Here is a 16,143-nt window from a genome sequence, read left to right as displayed (position 1 = left end):
AGGGAGTCCGGGTTCTACAGAGCGTGTGAGTTACAACTGCGCCGCCAACCGCGACCCCTGGTTGATCGCCCGCTTGGCATCCAGTTCCGCTGCCACGTCGGCGCCGCCAATGAGGTGGACGGTCTGCCCCACCGCTTCCAGGCCTTCCTGCAACTCGCGCAGCGGATCCTGGCCGGCGCAGATCACGATGTTGTCCACGGCCAGCACTTGCGGCTCGCCGGTTTCGCCGATGCGAATGTGCAGGCCGTCGTCGTCGATCTTCAGGTACTCGACGCTGTTGAGCATCTGCACCTGCTTGTTCTTCAGGCCTGTGCGGTGAATCCAGCCGGTGGTCTTGCCCAGGCCGTCACCGACCTTGGACGCCTTGCGTTGCAGCAGGAACACCTGGCGCGCCGGTGCATGGGGTTCAGCCTTGATCCCGGCCACACCGCCGCGAGCCTCGAGGTGGGTGTCGATGCCCCACTCCCTCCAGAACGCCTCACGGTCCTGGCTGGTGGCGACGCCCTGATGCACCAGGAACTCCGACACGTCGAAGCCGATACCGCCGGCACCGATCACCGCGACGCTACGGCCCACCGGCTTGCGCTCGAGGATCACGTCCAGGTAGCTCAACACCTTGGCATGCTCCACCCCGGGAATCGCCGGCACGCGCGGCGCGATGCCGGTGGCGAGGATGATCTCGTCGTAGCCGCCGGCCACCAATTGCGCCACATCCACCCGGGTATCGAGGCACAGCTCGACATGGTTGGTCTGCAATTTGCGCTTGAAGTAGCGCAGTGTTTCGAAGAACTCTTCCTTGCCCGGCACGCGCTTGGCAATGTTGAACTGACCGCCGATTTCACTGGCCGAATCGAACAGCGTCACCTGGTGCCCACGCTCGGCCGCCACCGTGGCCGCGGACAACCCGGCGGGGCCGGCACCGACCACGGCGATTTTCTTCACCTGGGTCACCGGCAGGTAGTTCAGCTCGGTTTCATGGCAAGCCCGTGGGTTGACCAGGCAACTGGTGAGCTTGCCGCCAAAGGTGTGGTCCAGGCACGCCTGGTTGCAGCCGATGCAGGTGTTGATTTCGTCACTGCGACCGGCAGCGGCCTTGTTGACGAACTCCGGATCGGCCAGGAATGGCCGGGCCATGGAGACCATATCGGCATCGCCCTCAGCGAGGATCTGCTCGGCCACTTCCGGGGTGTTGATGCGATTGGTAGTGATCAGCGGGATGCTTACCGAACCACGCAGCTTGGCCGTGACCTTGCTGAACGCCGCCCGTGGAACCTTGGTGGCAATGGTGGGAATCCGCGCTTCGTGCCAACCGATACCGGTGTTGATGATCGTTGCGCCGGCCTGCTCGATGGCCTTGGCCAACTGGACGATTTCGTCCCACGAACTGCCACCTTCCACCAGATCGAGCATCGACAGGCGAAAGATGATGATGAAGTTCGGGCCTACTGCCTCACGCACCCGACGCACGATTTCCACCGGCAGGCGCATGCGGTTTTCATAGCTGCCGCCCCAACGGTCGGTACGGTGGTTGGTGTGGGCCGCCAGGAACTGGTTAATGAAATAACCTTCCGAGCCCATGATCTCGACGCCGTCGTATTCGGCCTTCTGGGCCAGGACCGAACAGGTGACGAAATCGCTGATCTGTTTCTCGATACCCTCCTCGTCCAGCGCCTTGGGCTTGAAGGGGTTGATCGGTGCCTGGATCGCGCTCGGTGCCACCTGCTTGGGGCTGTAGGCGTAGCGCCCGGCATGGAGAATCTGCATGCAGATCTTGCCACCGGCCTCGTGTACGGCCCGGGTCACGATCTGGTGCTTGAGCGCTTCTTCCTCGGTGGTCAGCTTGGCCGCCCCGGAGTACACGCCGCCCTCGTCATTCGGCCCGATCCCACCGGTGACCATCAGGCCCACGCCGCCCCGGGCGCGCTCGGCAAAATACGCCGCCATGCGTTCGAAACCGCCGGGTTTCTCTTCCAGGCCGGTGTGCATCGAGCCCATCAGGGTACGGTTGCGCAACGTGGTGAAACCCAGGTCCAGCGGGGCCAGCAGGTGCGGGTAATGAGAGGCGGTCATCGGTAACTCCACAACGGGCGATCACGGGGAAAAGCGCAAGCTCTGCGGCTTGCGTCTGTCATGACCCACAGCGTAAGAGTCCGGATGCGGGCGCTCAATGACCGTAACTGACAAGTTAATGATCCAAATGTGCAGCGCACCGATCAGCTGCGCGTGACTCTCGCCGGAATGCACCAGTCCTATCAACGCTGGTCCAGGTGCTCAACCCTAAAATAACCTTAATAACACGGTCGCCCTCGCATGCATCCCCAACGAAAAATGCTGCACAACGAGTTGCACGCCCGCCCGTCGCTGTACTTCGACGAGCCGGCCCACGTCTTCCACCTGGCGTTTCTTGGCGACAATGCCCAGTGCAACGCGCTGCTCGAGCGACTGTGCCCGGAAACCGTCGCAGCAGAGGCCGCACAAGGCATCACCCGCCTTGAAGGCCATCCACTCAAGTGGGAGCGCCACGCCGAGTTCTTCACCCTGACCCTGGTCGTTCCCGCCAGCACCAACGAACCGCACTGGACAACGCTGCCCGAATGCCTTGCCCAGGGTATCGAAGGCCATGCCCAGCACCTCATCAATGCCGTTCAGGTGGTGGTGCGCGCCGAAGCCGGTCTCGACCTGCCCAGCTACGGTTTCAAGGACCCCTGCGGTTCTTGCGTGGGCGGTGGCGATGCGGTGGTCTGGAGCGATTTTCGCCTGACCGAAGACGGCACCAACCGCCTGCTGTTCATCAACCGACGGCTCAACGCTTATCGTCAGGGCCGCATGATCCGGCGCCTGCTGGAAATCGAGACCTATCGCATGATGGCGTCCTTGTCGCTCAATACCGCCAAGGCACTGGACCCGCAACTGAACGAATTCGATCGCACCCTGGTGAGCCTGTCCGAACGCAACGCCAATGCCAGCGGCGTGCATGCCAAGGCCCTGCTGGAGGACATCGCCCTGCTGTCTCGCCAGGTTGTCAGCAGCACGGTCAAGAATCGCCACCGTTTCAGCGCCACCCGCGCCTATGCCCAACTGGTGTTCGAGCGCCTGGGGGAGTTGCGTGAAAGTCACCTGGGGGATTGCCAGCGGCTGGGCGTGTTCATCGAACGGCGTTTCAAACCCACGGTGCGTTATTGCGCAGCCACCGAACAGCGCCTCGAGCAACTGGCCATGAGCGTCGCCAACCTGGGTGACTTGTTGCAAGCACGCGTACAGGTCGAAATGGAGGATCAGAACGCCGAGATCCTGCGCAGCCTCAATGCACGCGCCGATGCACAGATAAAGATCCAGCGCGCGGTGGAAGGCCTGTCGATCATTGCCATCACCTACTACCTGATCAATCTGTTCAAACTGGTCTATAGCGGGCTGCACACCTTGGGCGCAAGCCTCTCGGCCCGCGAGGCACTGCTGGGCATGACGCCACCGGTGCTGTTGATCATGCTGCTGATTCTGATCCGCATCAGGAAGGCCAAAAGTCATTAATGCGCCTTGCTCGCGCGGAGGGTGTCCAAGGATTCCATGGACGCCTTGGCGCAGGCCTGCCGCAAGTACAAATCAGCGCCCGCCCTTCGCTAATCCCTTGTTTTACCGTACCCTGCCCCGTAGCTCCTGATGAAAAATCACGAACCTGCACACGGCCGCTGACTGTTCTCCCATGCGCAAATTTCTGTACCTGCTGTTTTCCCTGGCCTTGATTGCCGCCCTGATCACCTACGCACTGTGGACGACGGATCGTCCGACGGGTCATTACCTGTCGGACCTGCGCATCAGCCTGGCGGTCGATCAGGGCACACCCGCCGACCGCGGTAACCTGCTGGGCATCCAACCCGAACTGTTCCCCACCGACTACCAGAGCCCCGAACGCCTGCATCGCAAACTGGCAGCCTATCTGCAGACGGCTCGCGACCAGGGCTTTCTCAATGCCAAGACCGTGGTGGTCCTGCCCGAGCACATCGGCACCTGGTTGATGGTCGGCGGCGAAAAAGACGAGTTGTACCAGGCCACCAGCCTGAAGGAAGCCATGAACTGGCTGGCGATCAGTAATCCGCTGGCGTTTATCCAGGCATTGATCAGCGCTCAAGGCGATAGCCGACTGGACGATGCCCACCTGCGCATGAAAGCCGAGCGCATGGCCCATGACTATCAAGCGCTGTTCGGTGGGCTGGCCAAGGAGTTCGGTATCACCCTGGTGGCCGGCTCCATCGTGCTTCCCGAGCCCAGTGTCAGTGACGGTGAACTGAAGATCGGTCGCGGTGCGCTGTACAACAGCAGCCTGGTGTTCGGCAGCGATGGCCGGCCGATCGGCCAGCCACAACGCCAACGACATCCGGTGTTTGAACAGCGCGACGTGCTTGGGGCCGACCGCCCGACCGCTGTCCAAGTCATCGACACCCCCGCCGGGCGCCTGGGCGTGCTGATCGGCAGCGACAGTTGGTACCCGCTCCACTACCGGCAACTCAACGACCAGGGCGCGCAACTGATTGCGGTGCCCGCCTTCATCCTCGGTCGCGACACATGGGACAAACCCTGGAGCGGTTATAAAGGCCTGTCCACGCCGAGCGAGGTGAGCCTCAAGCCAGGTGAAGTGAGCGAGGGCCAAGCCTGGCATCGCCTGACACTGACCGGCCAATTGCCCATCAGCCAGGCCCAGGGCGGCGTCAGCGTGTTCCTGCGGGGCCAGTTCTGGGACAACGGCAGCGCCGGCCAGAGTTTCATCAGCCACAACGGCCAACACTTCCCCGATGGCAACGCCCGCGGCGCCCGCCTGCTGAACCTGTGGTTGTGAACATGAAACCGCAGCCGATGCGCCTGGGCGACCTGTCTGTGGGCTTTGTCCATAGCTTGGCTGACGCCGTCGCCAGCCATGGGCAAGACCCTCAACCTCTGCTTGAACAGTACGGTCTCGATGCCGCGCGCCTGGCCGAGCCCGGGGCACGATTGTCGATCCCGCGCTACATGCGTCTGGGCCACGCCGCGATTCAACAAACTCAGGACCCAGCCTTGGGCCTGCGCATGGGCCAACTCGGCCGCTTGAGCCAGGCCGGGCTGGCGGGCGTTACCGCGGCCCAGGCGCCCACCGTGCGCGAGGCCGCCCGCTGCATGATCCGCTTCGAGCCGCTGTACGGCTCCAACTATCGCGGCCAATCGAGTTTCCATGAAGATGCCCGAGGCGCTTGGCTACGGTTCTATTCCATCAGCCCGTATAACGCCTACAACCGCTTTGTCGTGGACTCGATCATTGCCGGCTGGCTTGCGCAACTGTCCAGCGTCAGCGGCATCGCGCTGCGGCCAGAACGCATCGAAATCGAATTCGAGGAGCCGGCATACGTGGAGGCCTACCGCACGCTCGGTGACTGCCCGATCCAATTTGGCGCCGAACAGAATCAACTGCGACTGGGCCTGGACAGCCTCGCCCAGCGCAACCCACAGCATTGCCCCAGCACCTGGCACCATCTGCTTCAATTGTGTGAACGGGAACTGGAACAACTGACCCGCACCCGCAGCCTGCGCGAGCGCATCATCCAACTGCTGGGACCGTTGCTCAACGGCGGCCGGGAACCCGACCTGGAAGAAGTGGCGGCTCGCCTGAAGCTGCCAACCTGGACCCTGCGTCGCAAGCTGGCCGAGGAAGGCACGCAGTTTCGCGCCATCCTCAACGACACCCGCCGCGACCTGGCCATGACCTACATACGCGATACCGAACTGGCGTTTGGCGAAATCGCTTATCTATTGGGATTCGCCTCAGCCGAGGCATTTCAACGAGCCTTCAAGCGCTGGAACAACCAGACACCCGGAGAGTTTCGTCGTAGTCACCGAGGGGTTTGAGCTTCAAGAACCTGGCTGGTGCTTACCATTTGTAGCTTGTCGCGATCCTTACAACTCCGTCGCATCTTCGGCGGGTTCCAACGGGTCCAGTTCATACGCCTGGTATTCCAGCAGCTCTTCCTGATAATCATCCATTACGTGTCCTTCCCCTGTCATTGAAACCGATGCCTTATGGCGCTGGCATCAGCATAAAGCTGCTTTATGAATAAAACATGAAGCAAAGGCTTCATGAATTAAACGTAGCACAGGGTCGGGAAATTACTGTGTAAAGAGTGACTGGGCATTACTCCCTGCCACTGAACCTCAGGATGACGGAAGCGGCTGGATCGGCTCGGTCGGTGCCGGTAACGAGCTGGACGGTGGTGGCGGTGGTGTAACGGTTTGCGTCGTCGGCGCAGACTCGAACGACTCGGGTGCAATCGACTCGGGTGCAATCGGCGCTGGCTCGCTCGGCGGTGCGACGGGCTCCGAGACCGTGGGAGTGGTTTCGACGGGGGCCGGCGCGGCCTCTTCCACCGGGGTGGCTGGCGCCGGGGCAATCGGCTCCGGCTCCGGCGCAGGCGCTGGAGCAGGCGCTGGAGCAGGCACCAGGGCAGCCGGTTCGACCTTGGTTTCCGGAATGCCCAGTTCAGTTTTCGGTTTCTCGGCGTTATCAGCCGCTTTCTTCGCCTCGGGAGGCAGGAACAGCTCCACCAGGGCAAAGAAGCGCTCATAGAACTTGGACGCCGACACGGTTTCGCTGGCGACCTTGACCATCGAATCATCCGAGGAGCCGATCGGCATCGATACCGAACCCAACACGCCCACGCCCAGGCTGGCGGAGTTGTTGATCTTCTTGAGGGCATAACGGTCCTGCAAGGCGTTGGCGAACATCGTCGCACGGTGGCCAGTACCGCCGTCTTCGGCACAGACCAGGTTGAAGCTGATTTCCATGTGGGTGTCGCCGGTCTGCTGGAAGCTCTTGTGACCGCTGACCAGCTTCGGATCGCTGCTGGTGATGATGTAGCCCTGGCTGAGCAACGCCCGACGCCCGGCCTCGCAGGTCGCCGCGTCGTTCACTGGATAAGTGCGCGAGAACGTGCCGGAGTCGTCGAAATTCTCGTGCTCGTAAATGGCTGCTTTCTTCGACGAGCAACCGGCTGCGGCGGCCAGCAACAGTGCAAGCCCGACGGTGCGCATGGGAAATGATTTGAACATTGAACATCCTGAGAAAAACGGTCCGGGGCGTATTGTGCAACAGAACGCGACTCGGCAGCGTGGCTAATCTTGTTTCAAGGGGGTTACAAGTTTACTGGGGGTTGTTTGCAGGAAAAAGACGCCAACCGGATAGATCGACGAACACCCGCTTTCCAGGCAACAAGCAGATACAAAAATCTGACGGTTCGGGCTAATGCTGTTCACTTCAGCGGTCAATGAAGTTTTTTATTCCGTTTCCAGAGACGTGGTTTATTTGGACATACACCCAAAATCCAAAACCCAAGCCAAAAAAAACGGCGCTTCCCATTTCTGGAGAAGCGCCGTTTTCTCTAAAGCGAACAGCATTACAATCAGGCTTGGCCAAACCTCAAGCAATTAGAAACGCTTGATATCCGCCTGGCTCTCCAACTGCTTGCGATACGCCGCAAAGTCCTGCTGACCAACACGGGACGCGAGGTAGCGGCGATATTCCGCCTTCTCTTCGTCAGTCGGTGCCGCTGCTTCGTTCACGCCATTCAAACGCACGACCATCAGGCTGCCATCAGGCAAGGTCACACTGGTGAACGTCGGTTTGTCCTTGGACTCAGGCTTAGGCATGCGGAACAGTGCTTGCAGCACCGCCGGGTCGATGCCTTCCTGGTTGCGGGTGGCCGCCTCGATGGCTTTCCAGCCTTGGCCGTCAACCGGTTTATCCAGTGCCGTCTTGCCGTCGCGCAGGCTGGCGATCAGCTCGTCGGCGCGGGTCTTGGCCGCTGCGCTGGCATGTTCCTTGGTCAATTGAGCACGAATCGGCCCTGCCACGCTTTCCAGCGGCAGTTGCTCAGGCTTGCGGTGCTCCTTGGCACGCAGCACTACGACGGTTTCCGGGTCCAGTTCGATGGCGGTGCTGTTGGCACCTTCATCCAGCACTTCCGGGCTGAACGCCGCAGTGACCACGGCGCGATTGGCCGCAATCCCTTCACCGCCTTCACGACCGAACGGGGCCGATGTATGAATGGTCAGCTTCAGGTCCTGGGCCGGCTGCGCCAGGTCGGACGCTTCGAACGAGGCATCTTCCAGTTGCTTGGTCGCCTCCACGAAACGCTGCTCCACCTGCTGAGTCTTCAGCTCGCGGGTCAGTTTGTCCTTGAGGCTGGCGAAGGTCGGCACTTCAGGCGCTTCGACCCCCAGCAGCTTGATCAGGTGCAGACCGAAATCGGTACGGACCGGTGCCGAGACCTGGTCCTTGTTCAAGGCGTACAAGGCCTTTTCGAACTCCGGATCGTAGACACCTGGGCCGGCATAGCCGAGATCGCCGCCGTTGTTCGCCGAACCCGGGTCCTGGGAAAACTCCTTCGCCAACGCTTCAAACGACTCACCTTTGGCCAAGCGAGCCTGGATCTCTTCGATCTTCGCCTTGGCCTGGGCTTCGGTCACCTTGTCGTTCACTTCGATCAGGATGTGCGCAGCGCGACGCTGTTCGGATAGGTTGGCGATTTCTTTCTGATAGGCCGCTTGCAGGTCTTCGTCCTTGACGCTGACCTGATCAAAGAAAGAGGCTTTCTTCAGCTCGAGATAATCGATGACCACCTGGTCAGGCGTCATGAATTCCTTGGCGTGTTGGTCGTAGTAAGCCTTGACCTCATCGTCGGTCAGCTTTACCGACGCAGGATCGGCCTTGATGTTCAAGGTGGCGAAATCACGCGTCTGTTTTTCCAGGCGTGCAAATGCCAGCACTTGGGCATCTGTGACGAAACCGCTGCCCGCCAGGCCGGCGCGCAACTGACCGATCAGCATTTCCTGAGCCAACATCTGGCGGAACTGCATACGGCTATAACCCAGCTGGCGGATCACCTGATCGAAACGCTCGGCGCTGAATTTACCATCCACCTGGAACTCAGGCGTCTGCAGGATGACTTGATCAAGCGCAGCTTCCGAGAAAGCGAATTTCGCATCGTGTGCACCTTGCAGCAGCAACTTGCGGTCGATCAGGCCCTTGAGCGCCGAATCGCGCAGCATTTTTTCGTCCAGCAGGGAGGCGTCGAAATCCTTGCCCAGCTGTTGCATGAGCTGACGGCGTTGCATGTCGACCGCCTGGCTCAGCTCGTTCTGGCTGATTTTTTCGCCGTTGACCTTGGCCGCGTCATTGCTGTTGGTGGTGGCTTGAAAAATGGCATCGAAACCGGTCAACGCCATCAATGCGACGATGACCCCGATGATGGTCTTGGCAATCCAGCCTTGTGAATTGTCCCTGATATTCTGCAGCATGCGTCCCCCAGAAACGGTTGAACTTCAAATTTAGGCAACCGTGGAGCGTGGGTAGAATCCGGATAGAAGAAAGGCGCATCCGAGGATGCGCCTTCTCGTAACTGGCGGAGCGGACCGGGCTCTAACCTGCAAGCCCTGGTGTGCCAGACCGGTTGCAACCGGCCGTATTACCGCTCCGCTGCCAAGCCAGGCATGACCCCGACCCGGATAAACTCAACGAAACCTTAGTTAACGGCTTCTTTCAGTGCTTTACCAGCTTTGAAGCCTGGCTTTTTGGCAGCAGCGATTTCCAGCGTCTTACCGGTCTGCGGGTTGCGACCGATACGAGCAGGACGATCGGTCACGGAGAAGGTACCGAAACCAACCAGAACAACGGAGTCGCCAGCCTTCAGAGCGCCAGTGACGGATTCGATTACAGCGTCCAGCGCACGGCCAGCAGCAGCTTTCGGGATATCAGCGGATGCAGCGATAGCATCAATCAGTTCCGACTTGTTCACTCTAAGTCCCCTTATATCTATTTGAGATGATTCTAAGTTTTTTTGGTGAAAGCAAAAACGAGTGCTGAATGGCCTGCAGACACTTAAGAGCCGCTTTATAACAAGGGCTCTAAAAAACTGTCAAGGAAGCCCCCCAGGCAAATGCGTATTAATGCGTGCTAATTCTTTCCTTAGAGTCAGACTCTCGCTTTTCTTCCTTCGCGACAATCTCCGGAGCCACATCCGGCAAGGGCTCCGGCGCGTATTGCAGCGCAATTTGCAGGACCTCGTCAATCCATTTAACGGGTTTGATCTGAAGATCTTGCTTGATGTTGTCAGGAATTTCCTTCAGGTCGCGGACATTCTCTTCGGGAATGATCACGATCTTGATCCCGCCACGGTGTGCCGCCAGCAGTTTTTCCTTCAGGCCGCCAATCGCCAGGACCTGGCCACGCAACGTGATTTCACCCGTCATGGCGACGTCGGCGCGCACCGGAATACCGGTCAATGCCGAAACCAGGGCCGTGCACATGCCTACACCAGCGCTTGGGCCGTCCTTGGGCGTAGCCCCTTCAGGCATGTGGATATGCGTATCGCGCTTCTCATGGAAGTCCAGGGGAATACCCAGGCTCCGGGCGCGACTGCGAACCACCGTCAGCGCAGCGGTGATCGATTCGACCATCACGTCGCCCAGGGAACCGGTCTTGATCAGTTGCCCCTTGCCCGGCACCACGGCGGCTTCGATGGTCAGCAACTCACCACCGACCTGGGTCCAGGCCAAGCCAGTCACCTGGCCGATCTGGTCCTGTTGCTCGGCAAGGCCATAGCGGAACTTGCGTACGCCCAGGAAGTGCTCCAGCAGGTCCGCAGTGACCTTGACCGCGAAGCGTTTTTCCAGCGCATGTTCCTTGACCGCCTTGCGGCAAACCTTGGCAATCTGCCGTTCCAGGCCACGCACACCGGCTTCGCGGGTGTAGTAGCGGATGATGTCGCGAATCGCTTCCTCGTCGAATTCCAGCTCGCCTTTTTTCAGGCCGTTGGCCTGGATCTGCTTGGGCGAAAGGTATTTCACGGCGATGTTGATCTTCTCGTCCTCGGTGTAACCCGGCAGACGAATCACCTCCATCCGGTCCAGCAACGCTGGCGGAATGTTCATGGAGTTGGAGGTGCAAAGGAACATCACGTCCGACAGGTCGTAATCGACCTCCAGGTAGTGATCGTTGAAGTTGTGATTCTGCTCAGGATCGAGGACTTCGAGCAACGCAGAGGCTGGATCGCCGCGCATGTCGCTACCCATCTTGTCGATTTCGTCCAAAAGGAACAGCGGATTGCGCACGCCGACCTTTGTCATCTTTTGAATCAATCTTCCTGGCATCGAACCGATGTAGGTACGGCGATGGCCCCGAATTTCCGCCTCATCGCGCACGCCGCCAAGGGCCATGCGTACAAATTTGCGGTTGGTGGCGTGGGCAATCGACTCCGCAAGGGAGGTTTTACCGACCCCTGGAGGACCAACCAGGCACAGGACCGGGCCACGGATCTTCTTCACGCGCTTCTGCACGGCGAGGTATTCCAGGATGCGTTCCTTGACCTCTTCCAGGCCGTAATGATCGGCGTCGAGGATGTCTTCGGCACGCGCCAGGTCCAGACGCACCTTGCTCTGGGCTTTCCACGGCACCTGGACCAACCAGTCGATGTAGGAGCGCACGACGGTGGCCTCGGCAGACATCGGCGACATTTGCTTGAGCTTGTTCAACTCGGCCTGGGCCTTAGCCAGTGCATCCTTGGGCAAGCCGGCAGCATCGATGCGCTTTTTCAGCTCCTCGATTTCGTTGTGACCTTCGTCGCCATCGCCCAGCTCTTTCTGGATGGCCTTCATCTGCTCATTCAGGTAGTACTCGCGCTGGCTGCGCTCCATCTGCTTCTTGACGCGACCGCGAATGCGTTTCTCGACCTGCAACAGATCGATTTCGCCGTCGAGCAGTGCCAGCACGTGTTCGACACGGGCCGACAAATCAATGATTTCGAGAATTTCCTGCTTCTGCTCGATTTTGAGGGCCATGTGGGCCGCCATCGTATCGACCAATCGCCCAGGCTCATCGATGCTGTTAAGCGACGACAGGACCTCTGCAGGCACCTTCTTGCCCAGTTGCACGTATTGTTCGAACTGCGACAGCAGGCTGCGGACAAACACTTCTGATTCACGCTCGGGCGCATCGACCTCTTCGATCAGCGACACCTCGGCCCGGCAATGGCCGTCCACTTCGCTGAAACGCTCGATAGCACCACGCTGCTCGCCTTCGACCAGGACCTTGACGGTGCCGTCGGGCAGCTTGAGCAATTGCAGAACCGTTGCAATCGTACCTACGCGATACAGTGCGTCTTCGCCGGGATCATCGTCGGCAGGATTTCTCTGAGCCAGCAGAAGAATCTGCTTGTCACCCGTCATCGCAGCCTCAAGGGCTTCGATGGACTTCTCGCGCCCCACGAACAGCGGGATAACCATGTGCGGATACACCACGACATCGCGCAATGGCAGGAGAGGCAATTCGATGGTTGTCTTCATGATTTCGCCTCTACGGCGGCCCTCGGGCCGGAAACAGATGGAAGTAAGCTTGAAACCAAGATGGGGGCAGCCTCGAAAAAAAACAAGCGCTAAGACACGTCTAAAACGCGCAAAAAGCAAAGGGGCCCGAAGGCCCCTTCTTTGTTCCGGCAGCGGGACGCTTAAGCGTCCGGTGCGGCCTTGGCAGCCGGCTCATTGTTTTCATAGATATACAATGGCTTGGACTTGCCTTCTATGACGCTTTCATCGATCACGACTTTACTCACCTCTGACTGCGAGGGGATCTCGTACATCGTGTCGAGCAATACGCCTTCGAGGATCGAGCGCAATCCACGCGCACCGGTCTTGCGTTCCAGGGCACGTTTTGCGACCGATTTCAGCGCGTCGGAACGGAACTCCAGGTCTACACCTTCCATTTCGAACAGCTTGGCATACTGCTTGGTCAGGGCGTTTTTCGGCTCGGTCAGGATCTGCATCAACGCAGCTTCATCCAACTCGTCCAGCGTCGCCAGGACCGGCAGACGACCGACGAATTCCGGGATCAGACCGAACTTGACCAAATCGTCAGGCTCGACTTCACGCAGGGACTCACCGACCTTCTTGCCCTCTTCCTTGCTTCGCACTTCGGCGTTGAAACCAATGCCGCCACGGGTGGAACGGTTTTGAATAACCTTTTCCAGGCCGGAGAACGCACCACCGCAGATGAACAGGATGTTACGGGTGTCGACTTGCAGGAATTCCTGCTGCGGATGCTTGCGGCCACCTTGGGGTGGAACGGAAGCGACCGTACCTTCGATCAACTTGAGCAAGGCCTGCTGCACGCCCTCACCGGAAACATCCCGGGTGATGGACGGGTTGTCGGACTTGCGTGAAATCTTGTCGATTTCGTCGATATAGACAATGCCCATCTGGGCCTTTTCCACATCGTAGTCGCACTTCTGCAACAGCTTCTGAATGATGTTCTCGACGTCTTCACCTACATAACCCGCCTCGGTGAGGGTGGTTGCGTCGGCGATGGTGAACGGAACGTTCAGCAATCGGGCCAGGGTTTCGGCAAGCAGGGTCTTACCCGAGCCTGTCGGGCCGATCAGCAGGATGTTGCTCTTGCCGAGTTCGACCTCGTCATTCTTCTTGTCACGCTGGTTCAGGCGCTTGTAGTGGTTGTACACCGCTACGGCCAGTACTTTTTTCGCACGTTCCTGACCAATCACATACTGATCAAGGATGCCGCTGATTTCTTTAGGCGAAGGCAATTTATGCGCGCTGCTCTCGGCCTGGGCTTCCTGCACCTCCTCGCGGATGATGTCATTGCACAGGTCGACGCACTCGTCGCAAATGAAGACCGAGGGGCCGGCAATCAATTTGCGCACTTCATGCTGGCTTTTGCCACAGAAGGAGCAATAAAGCAGTTTGCCGTTGTCCTCGCCGTTGCGGGTGTCAGTCATTCGATCGATCCAAATCCGATAGGCTTGCAACACAAGATGAAGGCAATTGCGGGCTTTTTCAAGCCCGCAGGCGGCCGGTCATCCCAACCACCTGCATATTGAGCGGCTTAGGCAGGCATTTGACGCTTGTTGATCACGGAGTCGATCAGGCCATATTCGGCCGCACGCTCGGCGCTCATGAAGTTGTCACGCTCGGTGTCACGCTCAATGGTTTCGAGGCTTTGGCCGGTATGATGGGCCAGCAACGAGTTCAGGCGCGAACGAATGTGGAGGATTTCCTTGGCATGGATGTCGATATCCGACGCCTGGCCTTGGAAGCCGCCCAACGGCTGGTGAATCATCATCCGCGAGTTAGGCAGGCAGTGACGCTTGCCCGCTGCGCCGCCGGCGAGCAGGAAAGCGCCCATGCTGCAGGCCTGGCCGATGCAGATGGTGGAAACGTCAGGCTTGATGAACTGCATGGTGTCGTAGATCGACATGCCCGCAGTCACCGAACCGCCAGGTGAGTTGATGTACAGATGGATATCCTTGTCCGGGTTTTCCGCTTCAAGGAACAACAGCTGCGCCGCGACCAGGTTGGCCATGTAGTCTTCAACGGGGCCGATCAGGAAGATGACGCGTTCCTTGAGCAGACGCGAGTAGATGTCATAGGCACGCTCGCCGCGGGCGGACTGCTCGATAACCATCGGGACCAGGCCGCCTGCGGCCTGGATGTCAGAGCTCTGCTGATAAAAAGAATTGCGGGACATGTCTCGCAGTCACTCCCAAATAGTTATGTCTTGAATACGCATAAGCCAGCGCGAAGGCTGGCTTATGGGTGTTTATTTCTTACCGCAGAACCATCAATCGGCTTGTGGAGCTTCCACCGGCTTGACCGCTTCTTCGTAAGAGACCGCTTTATCGGTCACGCTAGCTTTCTGCAGAACAGTATCCACAACTTGTTCTTCCAGCACAACCGAACGGACTTCGTTCAGTTGCTGGTCGTTCTTGTAGTACCAGGACACGACTTGCTCAGGCTCTTGATAGGCCGAGGCCATTTCCTGGATCAGCTCGCGAACGCGGGCTTCGTCAGGCTTGAGCTCGAACTGCTTGACCACTTCGGCGACGATCAGGCCCAGTACGACGCGGCGCTTGGCTTGTTCTTCGAACAATTCGGCAGGCAGTTGGTCCGGCTTGATGTTGCCACCGAACTGCTGAACAGCCTGCACACGCAGACGGTTCACTTCGTTGTCCAGCAGAGCCTTTGGCACTTCGATCGGGTTGGAGGCCAGCAGACCGTCCATGACCTGGTTCTTGACCTTGGACTTGATGGCCTGGCGCAGCTCACGCTCCATGTTCTTGCGAACTTCGGCGCGGAAACCTTCCAGACCGGTTTCCTTGATGCCGAACTGGGCGAAGAACTCTTCGTTCAGCTCAGGCAGTTTCGGCTCGGAAACAGTGTTGACGGTCACGGTGAACTCGGCGGCTTTGCCAGCCAGGTCCAGGTTCTGGTAGTCCTCAGGGAAGGTCACATTCAGAACGCGCTCTTCACCGGCCTTGGCGCCAACCAGGCCATCTTCGAAGCCAGGAATCATGCGACCGGAGCCCAGCACCAACTGAGTAGCCTTGGCGGAACCGCCGGCGAACACTTCACCGTCGACCTTGCCGACGAAATCGATGTTCAGTTGATCTTCGTTCTGGGCAGCACGCTCAGTCACTTCGAAACGGGTGTTCTGCTTGCGCAGGATGTCCAGCATCTTGTCCAGGTCGGCATCCGACACGTCAGCGCTCAGGCGCTCGACGGCGATGGATTCGAAACCGGCAACCGTGAACTCAGGGAACACTTCGAACGTGGCGACGAATTCCAGGTCCTTGCCTTTTTCCAACACTTTAGGCTCGACGGACGGAGCGCCGGCCGGGTTCAGCTTCTGCTCGACGACCGCTTCGTAGAACGAAGACTGGATCACGTCGCCCACGGCTTCCTGACGCGCATCAGCTTCGTAACGCTGACGGATCACGCTCATTGGCACTTTGCCTGGGCGGAAACCTGGGATTTTGGCCTTTTGGGCAGTCTGCTGCAGACGCTTGTTGACCTGAGTCTCGATGCGCTCAGCCGGCACGGTGATGCTCATGCGGCGCTCAAGAGCAGAAGTATTTTCAACAGAAACTTGCATGGATATTCCTCGTTGCACAGACGTTGGCCGGGCGTTTCCGACCCCAGAATCAAGGGCATGCATTCTAGTAGGTCAAACTCAAGAAGTCACCCTACTGAAAACGCGCTGGAAACAGGCGCCGGATTTAGGACGGGACAAACGCTCATGCCCCACCCGGATTGCAAATACAGTCGATTCAGCCCAGGGCT

General features: G+C 59.1%; 11 protein-coding genes. 3 read left to right on the top strand and 8 right to left on the bottom strand.

Features of this window, described 5'->3' with window-relative positions; genetic code table 11:
* Window positions 1–30 precede the first annotated feature (30 nt).
* On the bottom strand, window positions 31–2,070 hold the full coding sequence (locus BLO97_RS00320; RefSeq protein WP_092344363.1) for an oxidoreductase: 2,040 nt from the start codon (window positions 2,068–2,070) through the stop codon (window positions 31–33).
* A 240-nt stretch (window positions 2,071–2,310) separates the two neighbouring features.
* Between BLO97_RS00320 and BLO97_RS00315 the strand changes: the two genes are divergently transcribed.
* The 3 genes from BLO97_RS00315 to BLO97_RS00305 all read left to right on the top strand — a co-directional run bounded on the left by BLO97_RS00315 (window position 2,311) and on the right by BLO97_RS00305 (window position 5,871).
* Window positions 2,311–3,528 carry a DUF3422 domain-containing protein gene (locus BLO97_RS00315; protein WP_092344361.1) on the top strand — a complete coding sequence of 406 codons (1,218 nt, stop codon included), beginning with the start codon at window positions 2,311–2,313 and terminating at the stop codon, window positions 3,526–3,528.
* 172 nt (window positions 3,529–3,700) lie between these two features.
* Complete coding sequence (locus BLO97_RS00310; protein WP_063322125.1) at window positions 3,701–4,831, top strand: carbon-nitrogen hydrolase family protein; 1,131 nt, start codon at window positions 3,701–3,703, stop codon at window positions 4,829–4,831.
* 2 nt (window positions 4,832–4,833) lie between these two features.
* Window positions 4,834–5,871 (top strand): AraC family transcriptional regulator, encoded by a 1,038-nt coding sequence (locus BLO97_RS00305; protein ID WP_092145417.1) that lies wholly within the window; start codon window positions 4,834–4,836, stop codon window positions 5,869–5,871.
* A 303-nt stretch (window positions 5,872–6,174) separates the two neighbouring features.
* Here BLO97_RS00305 and BLO97_RS00300 read toward each other — a convergent pair whose 3' ends face one another.
* From BLO97_RS00300 to tig, 7 genes are all read right to left on the bottom strand, one after another.
* Window positions 6,175–7,068 carry a DUF2242 domain-containing protein gene (locus BLO97_RS00300; protein WP_092223873.1) on the bottom strand — a complete coding sequence of 298 codons (894 nt, stop codon included), beginning with the start codon at window positions 7,066–7,068 and terminating at the stop codon, window positions 6,175–6,177.
* A gap of 375 nt (window positions 7,069–7,443) precedes the next feature.
* Window positions 7,444–9,315 carry a SurA N-terminal domain-containing protein gene (locus BLO97_RS00295; RefSeq protein ID WP_092145413.1) on the bottom strand — a complete coding sequence of 624 codons (1,872 nt, stop codon included), beginning with the start codon at window positions 9,313–9,315 and terminating at the stop codon, window positions 7,444–7,446.
* Between the two features lie 224 nt (window positions 9,316–9,539).
* Entirely contained in the window at window positions 9,540–9,812 is a 273-nt protein-coding gene (locus BLO97_RS00285; RefSeq protein ID WP_002552737.1) for an HU family DNA-binding protein, read from the bottom strand.
* 148 nt (window positions 9,813–9,960) lie between these two features.
* Window positions 9,961–12,357, bottom strand: a complete 2,397-nt coding sequence (gene lon, locus BLO97_RS00280) for an endopeptidase La (protein ID WP_057448844.1) — start codon at window positions 12,355–12,357, stop codon at window positions 9,961–9,963.
* Window positions 12,358–12,518: 161 nt separating this feature from the next.
* Window positions 12,519–13,802 (bottom strand): ATP-dependent Clp protease ATP-binding subunit ClpX, encoded by a 1,284-nt coding sequence (gene clpX, locus BLO97_RS00275; RefSeq protein WP_063322129.1) that lies wholly within the window; start codon window positions 13,800–13,802, stop codon window positions 12,519–12,521.
* A gap of 107 nt (window positions 13,803–13,909) precedes the next feature.
* Window positions 13,910–14,551 carry an ATP-dependent Clp endopeptidase proteolytic subunit ClpP gene (gene clpP, locus BLO97_RS00270; protein WP_003183177.1) on the bottom strand — a complete coding sequence of 214 codons (642 nt, stop codon included), beginning with the start codon at window positions 14,549–14,551 and terminating at the stop codon, window positions 13,910–13,912.
* Between the two features lie 93 nt (window positions 14,552–14,644).
* Window positions 14,645–15,955 (bottom strand): trigger factor, encoded by a 1,311-nt coding sequence (gene tig, locus BLO97_RS00265; protein WP_063322130.1) that lies wholly within the window; start codon window positions 15,953–15,955, stop codon window positions 14,645–14,647.
* Window positions 15,956–16,143 lie beyond the last annotated feature (188 nt).

The sequence above is a fragment of the Pseudomonas sp. NFACC05-1 genome, from assembly GCF_900100135.1.
In the GTDB taxonomy this organism is placed as follows: Bacteria; Pseudomonadota; Gammaproteobacteria; order Pseudomonadales; family Pseudomonadaceae; genus Aquipseudomonas; species Aquipseudomonas fluorescens_Q.
This window is presented reverse-complemented; position numbering and strand designations above follow the sequence as displayed.